This is a genomic window from Evtepia sp., assembly GCF_034090835.1.
Taxonomy (GTDB): Bacteria; Bacillota; Clostridia; order Oscillospirales; family Oscillospiraceae; genus Evtepia.
Map to the genome: position 1 here is coordinate 1 of NZ_JAXDRS010000055.1, position 15,306 is coordinate 15,306.

Below are 15,306 nucleotides of genomic sequence, written 5' to 3' on the forward strand. Positions count from 1 at the left end.
GCAGGAAAACACCACAAAGGTAAGAAACATCAAGCAGTATCTAAAGGCGGTGCTTTTCAATGCCCCGTCAACAATAGGAAACTATTACACCGCACTTGTCAATCACGATATGTACGGAAAAAATGACTTCTAAAGGAGAAAATGTATGAAACAGGGAACCCTTATCTTTGACGAATACCGCGACCGCTATGACATCCGTTTTGACTTATCCGAATATTACGGAGGGCTGCACTGCGGGGACTGTCTTGAGGTATTTACCCGCGGCAAGTGGAAGCCTGCAAGAATAGAGTACGGCGATAACTGGTATCTTACGGGCATACGCACCGAAGACTTAAACGGACTTTTGGTACGGATTTAATCCATATAACCGCAGGAAGAAAAGAAAGGAGGAGAAAATTGCAGGATGAAATAAACGAAAAAGTGATTGCTCTGTATATCAAGGGCGGAAAAATCACGGCAAAGCTATTACAAAAGGCAATGAAGCTATTTCTTGCTGAAATAAAAAAGCAGGCGGAAAAACAAAGGCTTCCTCACGGAAAGCAGAGCCTAAAGCAGATTATGAAACAGAATACCGGCGTTTCCAATATCGAAATAACCGATGAAAATAAGCCTGAACAATAAGGCGGCTCGTTCCTTTGTCGTGTATCAACAGGTCTGACTCCGGGTTACCATCTACTCGCCAGTTTTTATAATTCATCTCAAAGATACGCTTTTCACCGTACTCCTTGCGAATATGAATTCGGCTGACACGATAGCTTTGTCCATCTGTCTGCACATGGAAATAGGAACGTAGATTATCCCAATTATCCCTTAGTTCAGAACACATTCTTTGATACTTAAATGGATTTGGTATTCCCATGAGCCGAGGTATGCTAATATTACGCATTACCCGAAAGGTTATGTATTCATTCCAGCCTGTTTCAAACGGAATGGATACTGCTTTACAATAATTGAAGAAAGGTACAGCGGTAAATACTGGTGGCAGCTTTTCAGCAAAGAAACCATATGCGAGAAGTCCTTCGTAGAGTTCATCGGGAGAAATCTCATCCATAAAATCTGTATACCTTTTTTCCACTGGTGTAATTACCGATGCCATACGAGGAAGTTCCTTTTCTTCTGTGACTTATTGTATGTAGACTTTTTGTGTTCAGCCTCATTATAATATAAATAGTGGAGGATTGCAAGTATGGATATTGTTAGGGTCTTCGGCAGCAATCTAAAGAGATATCGAACAGCATTAGGTTTATCTCAAGAGGCTTTTGCGGAGAAATGCGGATTGCACCGAACTTATATCAGCGCCATTGAATGTTATCGGCGGAGTATTGCACTGGAAAATGTTCAGCGCATTGCAGATGCGCTTGAAATAGAGCCCTATAAACTCTTTGTGGAGGATAAGGATGAATTACACTCTTAAGAATGAAAGCATCGTTGCCTATAACGAGAGCAGTGAATTTGAATTTCCCAAGTACACCTCGCAGCTTATTAACTGGACAAATCAGAATGCTCAAGGAACAAGGCCGGTAGTGGTTGGACAGATGTCAGAACTATTTCCGGAATTCGTAGCCACTGGAGAAGAAATCACTATTGAAAACTGGCGCAAATGGTATACAGAGCGGTTTCCCGACGCATTTGATAAAGCAACAGACAAGATTTTCGCACAAGTGCAAAATCTCCGAAATGCGATCCCTTTGATCGACAGAGAAATGGTCATGCATTGGGTTGAGGATCTCGTAATTAACAAGACCTTCAATGGCATGTATGTGCAGAAAGCCATTTTAGCCTCTCTCGCTGAGAAAAAGGGAACCACGTTTAGATTGGCGACCCCTGCTGAAGAATCTATCGGAATTGATGGCTATGTGGGCGATACCCCGTACTCTGTCAAGCCCGATACATACAAAACAATGGGACGTCTTTCAGAGACCATTGATGTAAAGATGATCTATTATACCAAGACTAAGACTGGTTTGAAAATTGAAGTAGAAGAATAACCCACGTATGGCTGCCAATCGGCAGCCATACTATTTATACGGATTATACGGGAACGGAATTTAAGAATTTTGATTTACAGGAATAGTCAAGCGAAACGTCTACATCCACAAAACCGGTGCGAATCAAGTGATTATTTATGAATGTCTTGTTATCCAGGTATACATAGCAGAGCAGATTGTTTTCACTATCATATTTGACTGAGTCATATCGCAAGAAAACCTTACGCTTTTGGAACTTCCCCTTCAAGAAGTCTACAGCTTCCTGGGAGTGGCTCTTGCTTTCTTTAACGCCCAACAGTTTTACGACGAGTCCGTTGCTTAGCTCAATTCTCTCAGGCGATATGACTCGTTTTACTGAAAACAAATCATCTCGCTTAGTTGAACTCCCATCAATTGAAGAACCGAATTGGAGCTTTTTTACATCAATTTTCTTGTCCATCCTGTGCGGATCTCTGAAGATGTAGGGAAGTCTGTCAAATGTTGCATTATTTCCTACTCTATCTTCAAAAAAGAATACTTGAGATTCCTCCTCATTGAACGACAATTGCTCTTCACATAGTTTACTTCTGATAATCGGAGCAAACGATCTGTTAATCTCATAACCGATAGAATTCCGCCCTAAATGCTTCGCTGCCAATGATGTAGTGCCGCTCCCAGCAAATGGGTCAAGCACAGTTTCTCCGGCAAAAGAAAACATCTTGATCAAGCGCTTTGGCAGTTCCTCAGGGAACATAGCAATATGTTCATATTGTTTTACACCGTTGAAGTGCCAATGAGAAGAAAAGTACTCTCCCCATTCTTCTTTTGTAATTATTGAGCGCTCTTTCTGCTCCTTTGTCGGCTTGGGTGCATTTCCCAACTTCTTAAAGAGAAGGATGAATTCATAATCCATCTTCAGAATCCCGTTTCTTGGATATGGAAAACTGCCCATAATAGCTCCGCCACCAGAGGTGTTCATGGTAGTGGTCTTCTGCCATATAATCGCTCCCATATAGTCCATACCGAGAGACTCGCAAAATCGGATAATCTCCGTACGAATAGGGATTACTTTATACCTACCATAGTATACAGAGCGAGCAAACTGATCACCTATGTTGATACACATTCTGCATCCGTCAGACAGCACACGATAGCATTCTTGCCACACCAGATTCAGGTTGTTTATATACTCTTCGTAGCTGTCATTAAAACCAATCTGGTCTTCTGTTCCGTAATCTTTAAGCTGCCAGTATGGAGGGGATGTAATGATCAATTGGACAGACTTATCTTTTATTTCATTTAGTGATCGACTATCACCAAAAATAATTCTATGTTCGGTCATTTGTATACCTCTCTATTTGACTTGCTCACCATTAGCCAAGACAAAATACTGTTCGTAGGTTACACCTAATGCATCAGCAATCCTGTTTAGCTCATCTTGCGTGATGGTATTCCTTTTTAGTTTTGCATTGAAGTTCTGTGGAGATTGATTAATCCTTCGGGCGAGTTCAGATAAACTCACCCCTGTTCTGACACACAAGACTCGTATTTGTTCTGAGGTAGTCATTTTGCCACTCCCTTCACTCATCGACATTGATATTATAAAACATTTAGTTGATGTTGTCAATCTAAAAAAGAAAAAAACGGCGGGGATTGCTCCCCGCCGCCGATACCTTATGCGTAAATCAGATCGTTGTTCACCACCTCCATAGCCCGATTCCGGATATTGTTCATCCGCTGCACCCATAGCATTTGATCCTGGGCCTTGAGCTGTTCCGTAATGCCCTCACGGGCAGCAAGCTGCTTTACCAGCTCAAGAAACATGCTCTCCGCCTGCTCGTTCAGATCGGCAAGATAGCCGTTCAGCTTGCTGGTGATCTGCAGCTCCGTGTAAAGCGCCTTGCGATGCTGCCGGAGATACCGCAGATGCCGCTGACCCCATATGCCGATGGGACGCTGTTCTTCGGGCAGCACGGCCAGGCACGGGAGATAATAGTCCCCGTGCAGTTCGTACCACAGACCATTCTTTTCGTCGTAGATTTGCTTTTCCATTGTTTGACCCTACCTTTCATAATCATAGCTTCTCTGGCGTTGCCGCCGTTTTGCCTGGTGTGCTTCTCTGGCCTGTGCGACCAGATCATCGATCTGTTTTACTATCGGCTCCGCAAACTTGGCCTTGTAGGACTTGGCAGACATGAGCCCCTGCGGTTCGGGAAGCTGATACTCGGGATCGTGTGCCAGCTTATCTTCCATATCTTGATAGGATTGTTCTCCGTCCTCCAGATTGTTGATCCGTTTGGCCAAAACTTTGAATTCCTCTGACTTATCTGTCAGCTTTTCCTCCACGGCGGCGAGCTCCTTTGAACGCTCCTGCTTCTTATAATCGATCACGCTCAGATGCTCCTCGTGGGAGCCTTTCTGCTCCCATTCAAAGCCGTGCCGGAACATAGCAATGGCAAGCTCCTTCTTTTCGGACAGTACCCATTGATTCCATTCTGTCGCTCCACGGGTGCCGCCACGGAAGCCCTGTGCGGCAAGAGCCTGTTTCAACGATACTCTTGTATCAAGACCCCGCTTGCTCCCGGTGGTGAAGGGAACGAAATCAATGTGGATATGCGGCGTGGCCTCGTCCATGTGCAGGTGTGCGGAGAAGACGTACAGGTTGGGGTTTCGTTCCCGGAAACCCTGGTGTATTCATCCAGGGCAGCCTTGGCCTGTTCTCCGATCTCAGTTCCAGATCCCGTATCATCCCGGTTGCCGATCTGGATGATCAACTCATGGAAGGGCTTTTCCTGCTTGCCGGTACGGATCTTTTCATAATAATTCTCGATCCGTCTGTCAGAGCGTGTCTGCTTGGCGTTATACCGTTCCAGGGCTTCATCGAAGAGCTTGTGATAGACCTGCTTGATCGGCTCATTACAGTATTCTACATTGAGGTGGGTGCGCTCCGGGTCCACGTTCGCCGCCTTGAATTTCCGGCTGTTGTGGTTGACGGAGCCTTTCCCGACCTCGGCGCTGATCGTTCGTTTCATTTCAAATCACATCCTTTCCTTGCGCTGCGCCAGCAGCGGCCTTTGTTACTTTCTGCGAAAGTAACGCAAAAGCACTTTTGACAGCCTGCGGCCATCAAGAGATGCTGTTGCGCTCTCCGAGGGGGTGGCCGGAAGCATCTTCCCGCCGCTGCGGTCCGATGCTCCCGGAGGGGCTCTGCCCCTGCTATCTGCGGATAGCTCCCCGGCAGGGAGCGCCCTTTGAAAAGGGCTCCCTTGCATCCCCGCCGAAACTTACTACCTAAAAGTAACATTGCAAAATTGCAAGAATTTGGACCCCAAGCAACGTTGCAAACTTACACTTACAGTGGTAATTCACCCGGTAGCTGCCAGAACCATTGATTGCCTTCCTTCACCGATCGAACGTTCAGCCGCTTCTTTGCCTCGTCCATAACTCTCTTGGAGATATACATGTGCCTTGCCTTGTCCATCAGCGCCCGTTGAGGGTATCTTCCCTCGGAGAGACAGTCGAGAATCAGCTTCTCCGCCAGGTTGGATTTCTTCTCCCGACTAACGCCCGAAAGCAGGTCATCAATGCTGATGTCATAGTGTCCGAGCCAACGGAAGCCGTTGTCTGCGCTCAATTCAAAGGCAACGGGATCACCCTCCGGGGCAAGGGAGGATTTCTCGTGCGCCATCACCCGTACCTCCGGCCTGTCCTTTACTCTGCCGACAACCAGAACGCTACGGGCAGCAGCTTGGAAATCGATGGACCCAAGCCCACGGTATTGACTCTTGCTGCCCTGCGCCTTGTTTAAGTGTCCGACGAGGATCATTGCGCACTTATACTTTTCTGCGATTCTGCCAAGCTGAGCAAGCACCGTCCGCACTTCGTTCGCCCGGTTCATGTCCACACCAGCACCGACATAAGCCTGCACCGGATCAAGAATCATGACCTTGGCTCCTGTTTCGGAAATTGCCTGCTCCACTCGCTCGTCCAATAGGGTAAGGGTTGCTTCCGTTTCATCAATCACCTTGATTTGTGAGCAATCTGCATCCCCAGCCAGAAGGCGAGGCTTGATGGTATCACCAAGCCCGTCCTCCGCTGTTTGATAGATGATCTTGATTGGCTCCTGTAATCTATCGTCGCAGGGGAGCGATTCTCCCCGGGACAGCAGCGCCGCCAGCCGAAGAATCAACGTAGTCTTGCCTTCGCCGGGATCTCCGTGTATGATGGTGAGCTTCCCGTATGGGATATACGGATACCAAAGCCATTGGACTTCTTCGACGGAGACCTCGTCCATATTGATAAGTTTCAATTCAGCCATAGATCCCACCTCCTCGAAAAATAGTTCTTGAAATTGAGGCGGAATACCGCTATACTAATTGCAGTTACATGGAGTGATCGCCCGTCATCTGCGCCAACAGATGTGTTCAGGGCGGTCATTCTCGTTTTATCCGTCATTCCGACCCCTCCTTCATTCCGTACAGCGTCCGGGTGATCAACTCGATGTTGTCCAGCAGCTCGTCCCGGAGCTCGCCGGCGGCCTCGATGCGTTTGAGTTCATCGAGAACGGCGGCAAGCTGATTCCGCAGCGCCTTGTATACTCTCGGATTGCCCTGCACGACGATATCCCGGTTCAGGCACTTCCGATAGCAATACTCCTGCTTAGGCAGGCCGGAAAGCGCCACGGCGACGTTGATTTGTTCGTTTTCTTCGGGCGATACCCGGAACCCCACCGTGATGTTCCTCCAACGGTTGTGTTCATCTCTGTTTTTCGCTGACATTTACAAGTCCACCTTTCTGAAATCATTTAGCTTGCTTGCCATATCCGTCTGCGTGGACGGGAACAGGTGAGCGTAGTTATAAGTGATGTTGATGCTCTCGTGACCGACCCGGTCCGCAATTGCTACAGCCGAATATCCCATGTCAATCAGAAGGGAAATGTGGCTGTGCCGCAGATCATGGATTCTGATGCGCTTTACACCGGCGGCGGCTGCACCACGATTCATTTCGTGATGAAGATAGCTCTTAGATACCTCAAAAATACGGTCATTGTCTCCGATCCCGTAGAGCTGCTTCATATAGTCCTGCATTTCTTCGACAAGGAAGTCTGGCATCACGATATCCCGGACGCTTTTAGGCGTCTTCGGATCGGTTATGACGTCTCTGCCGTCGATTCGCTGATAGGACTTTGTGATTGAGACCGTTTTGCGGTTAAAGTTGAAATCTGCCGGTGTAAGCGCCAACAGCTCGCCTTCACGGATGCCGCACCAGTAGAGCATTTCAAAGGCGTAGAAGGAAACAGGCTTGTCCATAATCGCAAAGGAAAACTTCTGATATTCCTCCTGCGTCCAGAAGAGCATTTCCCGGCTCCTGGCCTTGCCCATATTGCCGACCTTCGCCGCCGGATTCTCATGCAGCCCGTAATACTTCACAGCGTGATTGAAAACGGCGCTGAGCTGATTGTGCAGCGTTTTCAGATAGACCGGCGAATAAGGATTCCCGTTCTTATCCTTGCTGTTCAACATTTCGTTCTGCCAGGCAATGATGTCCTTTGCCTGTATCTCATTAATTTTTCTCTTCCCGAAATACGGGAGAATTTTCGTGCGGAGGATATGATCCTTGGTGTGCCAGGTGTTTTCCTTGATCCGGCTTTTCATATCCGCCGTATAGGTCTCCACGAAGCTGGAAAAGGTCATATCCAGATCCGCTTTCGTCTTGTTGAGCTGTTCACGCTCCCATGCCAGTGCTTCCCGTTTTGTCAGAAAGCCCCGCTTTGTCGTCTGCTTCCGTTCTCCCTGCCAATCGGTATAACGATAGTAGACCTTCCATGTGTTTGTTTTCGGTTCCTTGTAGACAGCCATTGAAATCACTTCCTTTCTTTGCTTTCAGCTGCGCCATAGCAGGTTTTTTCCATGAAATACTGTTTGTTCACCCGTCCGGCAATGGTTAAGAACCCTTTGTCCTTCAGCTCTGCGTTGAGCTTCTGAACGATTTTGTAGGCGTAGGACTTGGAGATCCCAAGGGTTTCCGCCACTTCCTCAACCCTCATAAAAGTGTTGCTCGCCATGCTTTTCCTCCTTTCCTTCTTTTCTTTATTCAATTGTTTTCTTTAGTGTCGGAATACTTTCTTGCTGCCTTCCGATTTGCCCGGGCGGATGTGCCATTACCGTGACACACGACGGTTAAACTTAAGCATAAATGCTTATTTCCAGACCATTATACTAAACATATCTGTTAAAGCCAAGAGGTTTTCGAGAAAATACTAAATAATTTTGCTTAAGATATTCTTGACATTCCTAAACACATTCGCTATAATAGACTCAAGTACATATCCAGGAGGTTCTTACTATGGCGATTGGAGAACGGATACGCTTCATCCGCAATTTGCGGGGCATGACGCAGAAATATCTTGGTACATTGGTCGGCTTCCCGGAGAAGACTGCCGACATCCGCTTGGCTCAATATGAGGCCGGTACACGCACTCCGAAGGAGGATCTGACCAAAGCTCTGGCCGGTGCGCTTGATGTATCGCCGCTGGCCCTCGATGTTCCGGACATTGACAGCTACTATGGTTTGATGCACACTCTGTTTGCTTTGGAGGATCGCTATGGTCTGACCATTGAGGCCCTGGACGGAGAAGTCCTTTTCCGCATTGATCCCCGGAAGGGGAAGGATGCTGCCCAAATCTCTGAGCTGGTCTGTGCTTGGGCTTCTGTTGCGGAGAAGTACCGTGCCGGTGAGATCAGTAAGGATGACTACGACAAATGGCGCTATAGCTATCCGCAGTACGATGACACGCAGATTACAGCAAAGGTGCCGTCCCAGGATTTCAGCGATGCCATGGTCAAGGCATTCAAGAAAAAGCTGAAGGATTGATTTCTTCACACACATCCTTTCCGGACAAAAAGAAAAGAGCTAACTGATCCAACAAAAATCAGTTAGCTCTTTATTTATGAGTAATGCTTAAAGTGTTGTCAAAACGTTGTCACGAGACTTTTTGAAGTCTCAAAAACCCAGTATTTATGCGGGTTTGCAGCGTTTCGTGGATTATTCCCACTCGATGGTGCCAGTGGGCTTCGGCGTCAGGTCAAACAGGACACGGTTGACCCCCTTCACCTCAGAGGTGATGCGGGCGGTAATATGCTGCAGCAGGGAGAAGGGAACGTCTTCCACCGTAGCAGTCATGGCATCCACGGTATTCACCGCACGGATGATCACCGGCCAGTCAAAGGTCCGGGCATCGTTGGACACGCCGGTGGACTTGAAGTCAGGCACCACCGTAAAGTACTGCCACACCTTGCCTTCCAGGCCGTTCTTAGCAAACTCCTCCCGGAGGATGGCGTCAGACTCACGCACAGCTTCCAGACGGTCTCTGGTGATGGCACCCAGGCAGCGGACACCCAGACCGGGACCGGGGAAGGGCTGACGGAAGACCATATTATCGGGCAGGCCCAGAGCCTTGCCAACCACACGGACTTCGTCCTTAAACAGGAATTTCACCGGCTCCACCAGCTCAAACTGGAGGTCGTCAGGCAGGCCGCCCACGTTATGGTGGGCTTTCACGGGGCCGCTTTCCAGAATATCGGGGTAAATGGTGCCCTGCGCCAGGAACTCGATGCCCTCCAGCTTCCGGGCCTCCTCCTCAAAGACGCGGATAAACTCTGCGCCGATGATCTTACGCTTGGTCTCGGGGTCGGACACGCCGGCCAGCTTGTCCAGGAAACGGTCCACGGCATCCACATAGACCAGATTTGCGTTCATCTGGTTCCGGAATACCTCAACCACCTGTTCCGGCTCACCCTTCCGGAGCAGACCATGGTTCACGTGCACGCAGGTGAGCTGCTGACCGATGGCCTTTACCAGCAGCGCTGCCACCACAGAGGAATCCACACCGCCGGACAGAGCCAGCAGGACTTTTTTGCTGCCAACCTGCGCCTGAATGGCCGCCACCTGCTCGGCAATGAATGCCTCCGCCAGGGCGGGCGTTGTAATCCGTTCCATCGTCTCCGGACGTTTGTTATCTGCCATATTCTTCTTCCTCCTATGTCGCGCTTCCTGATTGCGTCAAGTTTTTACAAGATATTATAGCACAGAGTTGTCAGGCTGTGGTAGAGGCTTTTGCAGTATTTTTTGCCTTGTTTTTGCATTTTGGTAAAATTTCCTTGGACAACGCCTCATAAAACCTCTCTTCTTCCCCTTTTTCGCCAAGAGGCCGCCGACAATCCTCTGCCGGCGGCCTCTTGGCTTTATGATAGTATGAAGAAACGATCCGTTCGGTCAATAGACCACCACTGTGGTCCCGTTGGGAATGTTGTTATACATGTACCAAATGTCATCGTTATACATCCGCAGGCATCCATGGCTGATGGGGAAGCCGATCCGGGCGTCATAGTACCGGTTGGAGTTCATGGGCCAGTACTGCAAACGGGAGTGGAAGGCATAGCCAGAGCTGCCGTAGAAGCGGACAATGGGACCGCAGTAGTAGGAACCGTAATCCCAGGCGGGCTGCTTATAAGAGGTGGTAAACACCCCTCGGATGGTGGGCGTGCTCGCCTTGCCAGCCCCGCACAGGCACTCCCGCACCAGCTTCCAGTGACCCTGATAGCCAGTGAAGATGTTCACCCGCTGATAGGTCAGGTTGACCCAAACCAGGTACTGCGTCTTGCTGGAATACCCCTTCAAATTCACCCAAGCTGTTTTGATCTCCTTGGGATAGTCATGGGTCTGTGCCCAGGAGAGGGTATAGTTGCCGGCGTACTTGCTGGTCACCATCCCCAACACCTGCTGCGGCGTGAGATTATGGTAATACAGATAGTCGTAGTTTTCCAGGGTGATGGTCTTGGTCGCCGTCACCTGCTGGGCACGGCCATCCTCCGTGGTATAGCGCAGGATGAACTGCAGCTTGGAGGTGGTCTTCATATCCTCTGTGTAGGTGTACTTATGGGTCATCCGGGGGGTATCCTTCCCCAGGGTGATGGTCTGGGTGGAGACCAGCTTCCCGTCCACATACCACTCACCGGTGCAGACCTTTCCATCCTCAGGATACTTGATCTGGGCTGTGACGTCCAGGGTCTTGCCTGCCGGCAGCGGATTGGGCGCAGTCAGAGAAGCCGTAGCGTGGGCAATGCCGTTATCCGCATAGTTCTCCAGGGTCAGGGTGGTCTTTCCTGTGACCTCCTGGGCCCGACCATCCTCCGTGGTGTAGGTCAGACGATAAGACACTGTGCTGGTCTCAGGCATGCCATAGTAATAGTCATACCCATACCGCAGCGTCGTCACCCCGCTGCCCAGCACATAGGTATCGCTGGCCACTTCCTTGCCGTCTACATACCAGTATCCCTTGCACACCTTCCCCTTCTCCGGGGTTTCAATCTGGGCCGTGGCAACCAGCTGTTCGCCTGCTGCCAGACGCTCCGGCGCAGACACGGTCACCACCGCATCCGCCAGGCCAAGATCTTCAAAGGTATCCAGCCAGATGCCCTCCGATGCTTCCTGGGTATAGGCATCGCCATCGGTGTTCTCATAGCGGATCACCACTTTCACCGTGGCGTCCTGCTTCAAATCGTGGGTATAGTTCGGCGTAATGGCAGAGACCGGGTCCTCTTCTCCCAGCAGGAAGGGAGTCTGGTCCATCTCCTCGTCGTTAATATACCAGACCGCTGTGCACAGCTTGTCCTGATGCTCCTCAGGGACCGACACCTTCGCGGTCGCCCGCAGGGTCTCCCCTGCTTTCAGCTTGCTGGGTGCGTCCAGCTTCACAGAGACGTCCTCAAGACCGTAGTTCTCCCACTGGGTCACGCTCCCGCGGGACACACTCAGTTTATAGTGATTGGTCTGGAGGGTCACATGGTCTGCCCGGCCCCAGCCGGTCACTGCATGATCCCGGCCAGCCAGCACCAGTTCTTTCGCTTTGCCGTCCAGCTTTACGGTATTTTCTTTGCCCCGGAGGATAATCTCACCCACCGTGCAACCCTGCTTCACGGAAATGGTATTGCCATCTCCGGAAACAACGATCCGATCCACGGAGGTATTCAGTTCCACAGTTCGGCCGTTACCGGTAATCTCCAGCCCAGAAAGCGCGCCGCGGAAGGACACCTTGCCCTCACCGCTGCCCACCACCAGGGTACCGATCTGGCTCTCTTCCGGCAGATCCAGGGTGACGTCCCCAGACCCGGCAGCCAGCACCAGCCGGTCGATCTGGCTCTTTCCGGCGATCTCCAGTCCGGTGAGGGTATCCGAGCGAAGGGTGACAGTAGAGGCAGTAAAGTCCGTCAGGCTGACAGAAGAAGTAGCGTGGTCAAACCACACGTCCCCACCGTTCATCCCGTTCAGAGCAGCATCCCCCGAGACAACGGTCCCCACCTTAGACGCCCCGGTAAACTGATCTGCTGTGATGTACTGATCCGCCAGCCGGTACAGAATGGTCGCAAACTCCGCTCGGGTCAGGGAGCGGTCCAGCTGCAGCTGCCCCATGGTCCCGTTGATGATCCCGGACTCCACCAGAGAGGCCACCACACGTTGGGTCTCCCCTGTCAGGAAGCGTGCGTCAGGATAGGCCGACAGTACGGAACGGTCCGGGTCTGCGTTGCTCATCTGAAACGCCCGATCAAAGAGCAGGAAGGCATCCACACGGGCAATGGGCTCATTCAGAACAGGAGCGGATTCCTTGGTCAGCAGGCCTGCATAGGCCGCCTTGGCTACATCCTCCCGGTACCAGGCTCCCGCCGGGATGCCCCAGTCGGACACGTCCGCCTTTCCGGTCACGTGAAGGACACGACACAGCATGGTCACCGCCTGGGCTGTGGTCACGCTGTCGTTGGGCGCCATGATATTGCCCTCGTACCCTTTCAAGATCCCGTCCTGATACGCCTGACGCAGCGTATTTTCCGCCCAGTGGCCCTTCACATCGGTAAAGTCCTCAAAGGCGGCAGAAGCTGCCAGCGTCCCGCCCAAAAGCAGAGCAAAACACAGCAGCAGCGAAATCAATTTTCCGCGCAGTTGCTTCATTTTCATTCCTCCCGTTCATGGGTTACTTTGCCTTTAGTGTAACGGATTTCTGGGCAAATTGCAACAAAACCCACGAAGTTTTCTCCCCGTTTTTTCTCCTTTATCCGATAAGACAGCGCAGCCAAAAGGCTGCGCTGTTTCCCTGTTTTCTTCTGTTGTTCCCGTGGTGGCAGTTCATGCCTCCGCACGGAAGACCGACTTGACCAGCACCCGGTCCCCCTCCTTGATCTGCATGGCATATGCCCCATCCTCTTCCCGGCAATAGACCTTGAGAACCGCACCCTCCATGCCCTCGTTCACATACTGGATGTCAAACTCGCACACCCGGTGGGTATCCCAAAAGGCCGACGGGATCGCATCGGCCAGCAGCCGCACATACGCCGTATTGTTCATGTGATGGTTCATATCTGTGTCCATGGTGCGGATCTTGTGCTGATACACCAGGCTCTCCTCCCCCAGCTTCATCCGCATCCGCAGGCAGGGCTCCGTGATCACCGGGGGAAGCAGCTCCATCTCCATGGGGAAGGGAGTGGTATCCACCCGCCGCAGGCTGTGGTCCCGTACATCCATGGCGCATAGTTCCTGTCGGCACCGCAGCACAGGCTCTCCCTCCGGCGTCTCCAGCAGTACGTTCAGATGTACCGACACCGGGGTGACCTTCACCGGATAAACCTTCATCTTCACCTGATCCAACCAGAAGATCTCCCGATCAAACTTGATCTTTGACCGGGCCACTGCCCAAATCGCATGGTGAGACTGGCTCATCTGAATGGCATCACACTGGTACTGATGGAACATCTCTGTCATGGCGTCCTGCAACAGCAGCGCTGCGTGATACACGCTCAGCGCGCAGCGCCGGTCGGTATAGGCAGAGGGAATGGTCCATTCTTTCTCGTAATAGTTCTTCACGCTTTGCTCCCTTCTTGCGCACAGCTGTCCCATAGGCGACAGCAATCTTTGCTTCCTTCATTGAAAACCAACGGCAAATTGGATATAATCACGGTATCCTATCTATGACTCCAGATGAAAGGAGAGACGTTATGCGTCAAATCACCCCGGTTCTTTTCCTGCTCTCCCTGCTTCTTCTCCTGGGGGTAAGCGGCTGCGGGAAACAGTCCCCATCCGCTTCGATCTCCGACGCCACCCCCAAGGAAAGTACCTCACAAGAGAGTGATGCTCAGAAAATAGAGCCGCAACCTTCCCCGCAGGTGACAAAGAAAACCATCGTCATCGACGCCGGACACCAGCAGAAGGCCAACACCCAACCTGAGCCCATTGGCCCCGGCGCGTCGGAAACCAAAATGAAAGTCACCGGCGGCACCGCCGGGGTCGCCACCGGGATCCCCGAATATGAACTCACCCTCACAGTCTCTACCCTCTTAAAGGAAGAACTGGAGGCCCGAGGATACACCGTCCTCCTGGTGCGGGATCGCCACGACGTGGACCTGAGCAACCGGGAACGGGCCGACATCGCCAACCAGGCAGGAGCTGATCTCTTCCTTCGCATCCACGCCAACGGCTCGGAGGATCCCTTCACCAAAGGCGCCATGACCCTTTGCCCGACCCCGGAAAATCCCTACCCCATCGGACAACTCTACGAGGATTGCCGCCTGCTGGCAGACAGCATTCTGGAAGGGTTCACCGCCGCCACCGGCGCCCATGCCCAGATGGTCTGGGAAACCGATACCATGAGCGGCATCAACTGGTGCCAGATCCCCGTCACTATTGTAGAGATGGGATACATGTCCAACCCGGAAGAAGACGTTCTGCTGAACACCCCCGACTACCAGGCGAAGATGGTCGTTGGAATGGCCAACGGCGTGGACGCCTACTTTCAGCAGAAGGCAGGATGACCTTCCTCCTTCACTTTTAGAATCAGATTTTATTTTACATCTTTTTTCCCAAGGAAGCAAGAAACCCATGGCAGAAAATATCACCTATATTCTCCGGTGTGCCGACGGCACCCTCTACACCGGTTGGACCAACAACCTGTCCCGTCGGCTGGCTGCCCACAACGCAGGCACCGCCTCCAAATACACCCGATCCCGCCGTCCTGTCACCTTGGTCTATCAGGTCTCCTTCCCTACCAAACAGGAGGCCATGGGGCAGGAACAGCGCATCAAGCACCTCTCCCGGGCGGAAAAGCTGGCCTTGATCGCCCAGGCAAACCTCAAAGAAAAAACGTCTGAGATCCTTGAACTGAACCAGTAAAAACGGACAATAGACAAAACGCCCCCTGATGTAGGAAAATGGAAGTACTACATCAGGGGGTAATTTAATGGCCAGAAAATATGAAAAAGTGAAGTTGCTTCTTCCCGTTGTTCAACAGATGCAA

Annotated in this window: 18 protein-coding genes and 2 pseudogenes; 8 read left to right on the top strand and 12 right to left on the bottom strand. The window is 51.2% G+C overall.

The annotated features are described in order from the left end of the window. The 3 genes and pseudogenes from SOR61_RS09930 to SOR61_RS09940 all read left to right on the top strand — a co-directional run. A partial coding sequence (locus SOR61_RS09930) for a DUF6017 domain-containing protein (protein WP_320612520.1) occupies positions 1 to 133 on the top strand: 133 nt, incomplete at its 5' end. A gap of 12 nt (positions 134 to 145) precedes the next feature. After that, entirely contained in the window at positions 146 to 358 is a 213-nt protein-coding gene (locus SOR61_RS09935; protein WP_320612504.1) for a DUF5348 domain-containing protein, read from the top strand. Between the two features lie 38 nt (positions 359 to 396). Next, positions 397 to 606, top strand: a pseudogene (locus tag SOR61_RS09940) (DUF3801 domain-containing protein); the annotation flags it as partial. Here SOR61_RS09940 and SOR61_RS09945 read toward each other — a convergent pair. Then, positions 557 to 1,096 (bottom strand): hypothetical protein, encoded by a 540-nt coding sequence (locus SOR61_RS09945; RefSeq protein WP_320612505.1) that lies wholly within the window; start codon positions 1,094 to 1,096, stop codon positions 557 to 559. The pseudogene SOR61_RS09940 and the gene SOR61_RS09945 sit on opposite strands and share 50 nt — an antisense overlap. Before the next feature lie 90 nt (positions 1,097 to 1,186). On the opposite strand from SOR61_RS09945, the gene SOR61_RS09950 reads away from it, so the two are divergent. Together SOR61_RS09950 and SOR61_RS09955 are read left to right on the top strand one after the other, a co-directional pair. Further along, a complete protein-coding gene (locus SOR61_RS09950; RefSeq protein ID WP_320612506.1) occupies positions 1,187 to 1,414 on the top strand; it encodes a helix-turn-helix transcriptional regulator in 228 nt (75 codons plus the stop codon). Further along, entirely contained in the window at positions 1,398 to 1,988 is a 591-nt protein-coding gene (locus SOR61_RS09955) for an MjaI family restriction endonuclease (RefSeq protein WP_320612507.1), read from the top strand. Before SOR61_RS09950 ends, SOR61_RS09955 begins: the two co-directional genes overlap by 17 nt. Before the next feature lie 43 nt (positions 1,989 to 2,031). On the opposite strand, the gene SOR61_RS09960 is transcribed toward SOR61_RS09955, so the two are convergent. The 8 genes and pseudogenes from SOR61_RS09960 to SOR61_RS09995 all read right to left on the bottom strand — a co-directional run bounded on the left by SOR61_RS09960 (position 2,032) and on the right by SOR61_RS09995 (position 8,031). After that, positions 2,032 to 3,309, bottom strand: coding sequence for a DNA methyltransferase (locus SOR61_RS09960; RefSeq protein WP_320612508.1), 1,278 nt, complete (start codon positions 3,307 to 3,309; stop codon positions 2,032 to 2,034). A 12-nt stretch (positions 3,310 to 3,321) separates the two neighbouring features. Continuing rightward, a complete protein-coding gene (locus tag SOR61_RS10290; protein ID WP_407066537.1) occupies positions 3,322 to 3,534 on the bottom strand; it encodes a helix-turn-helix domain-containing protein in 213 nt (70 codons plus the stop codon). Between the two features lie 107 nt (positions 3,535 to 3,641). Beyond that, complete coding sequence (locus SOR61_RS09970; protein ID WP_320612510.1) at positions 3,642 to 4,019, bottom strand: TnpV protein; 378 nt, start codon at positions 4,017 to 4,019, stop codon at positions 3,642 to 3,644. A gap of 69 nt (positions 4,020 to 4,088) precedes the next feature. Further along, a pseudogene (locus tag SOR61_RS09975) lies at positions 4,089 to 4,999 on the bottom strand (plasmid recombination protein); the annotation flags it as partial. A 320-nt stretch (positions 5,000 to 5,319) separates the two neighbouring features. Then, positions 5,320 to 6,285 (bottom strand): AAA family ATPase, encoded by a 966-nt coding sequence (locus SOR61_RS09980; protein WP_320612511.1) that lies wholly within the window; start codon positions 6,283 to 6,285, stop codon positions 5,320 to 5,322. Between the two features lie 133 nt (positions 6,286 to 6,418). Then, positions 6,419 to 6,745: a plasmid mobilization protein gene (locus SOR61_RS09985; RefSeq protein WP_320612512.1), complete on the bottom strand. Its 327-nt coding sequence runs from the start codon at positions 6,743 to 6,745 to the stop codon at positions 6,419 to 6,421. Continuing rightward, positions 6,746 to 7,825, bottom strand: a complete 1,080-nt coding sequence (locus SOR61_RS09990) for a site-specific integrase (protein WP_320612513.1) — start codon at positions 7,823 to 7,825, stop codon at positions 6,746 to 6,748. Between the two features lie 5 nt (positions 7,826 to 7,830). Then, positions 7,831 to 8,031: a DNA-binding protein gene (locus SOR61_RS09995; RefSeq protein ID WP_320612514.1), complete on the bottom strand. Its 201-nt coding sequence runs from the start codon at positions 8,029 to 8,031 to the stop codon at positions 7,831 to 7,833. Between the two features lie 281 nt (positions 8,032 to 8,312). On the opposite strand from SOR61_RS09995, the gene SOR61_RS10000 reads away from it, so the two are divergent. Then, the gene (locus tag SOR61_RS10000) at positions 8,313 to 8,840 is read left to right on the top strand and encodes a helix-turn-helix transcriptional regulator (RefSeq protein WP_320612515.1); all 528 of its coding nucleotides are present in this window, start codon (positions 8,313 to 8,315) and stop codon (positions 8,838 to 8,840) included. A gap of 171 nt (positions 8,841 to 9,011) precedes the next feature. On the opposite strand, the gene guaA is transcribed toward SOR61_RS10000, so the two are convergent. From guaA to SOR61_RS10015, 3 genes are all read right to left on the bottom strand, one after another. Next, positions 9,012 to 9,965: a glutamine-hydrolyzing GMP synthase gene (gene guaA / locus SOR61_RS10005; protein WP_320612521.1), complete on the bottom strand. Its 954-nt coding sequence runs from the start codon at positions 9,963 to 9,965 to the stop codon at positions 9,012 to 9,014. A 276-nt stretch (positions 9,966 to 10,241) separates the two neighbouring features. Continuing rightward, positions 10,242 to 12,971 (bottom strand): L,D-transpeptidase family protein, encoded by a 2,730-nt coding sequence (locus SOR61_RS10010; RefSeq protein ID WP_320612516.1) that lies wholly within the window; start codon positions 12,969 to 12,971, stop codon positions 10,242 to 10,244. A gap of 174 nt (positions 12,972 to 13,145) precedes the next feature. Further along, positions 13,146 to 13,880: a thioesterase family protein gene (locus tag SOR61_RS10015; RefSeq protein WP_320612517.1), complete on the bottom strand. Its 735-nt coding sequence runs from the start codon at positions 13,878 to 13,880 to the stop codon at positions 13,146 to 13,148. A 131-nt stretch (positions 13,881 to 14,011) separates the two neighbouring features. On the opposite strand from SOR61_RS10015, the gene SOR61_RS10020 reads away from it, so the two are divergent. Together SOR61_RS10020 and SOR61_RS10025 are read left to right on the top strand one after the other, a co-directional pair. Next, positions 14,012 to 14,824 (top strand): N-acetylmuramoyl-L-alanine amidase, encoded by an 813-nt coding sequence (locus tag SOR61_RS10020; RefSeq protein ID WP_320612518.1) that lies wholly within the window; start codon positions 14,012 to 14,014, stop codon positions 14,822 to 14,824. Positions 14,825 to 14,891: 67 nt separating this feature from the next. Beyond that, entirely contained in the window at positions 14,892 to 15,182 is a 291-nt protein-coding gene (locus SOR61_RS10025; protein WP_320612519.1) for a GIY-YIG nuclease family protein, read from the top strand. Positions 15,183 to 15,306: the final 124 nt, after the last annotated feature.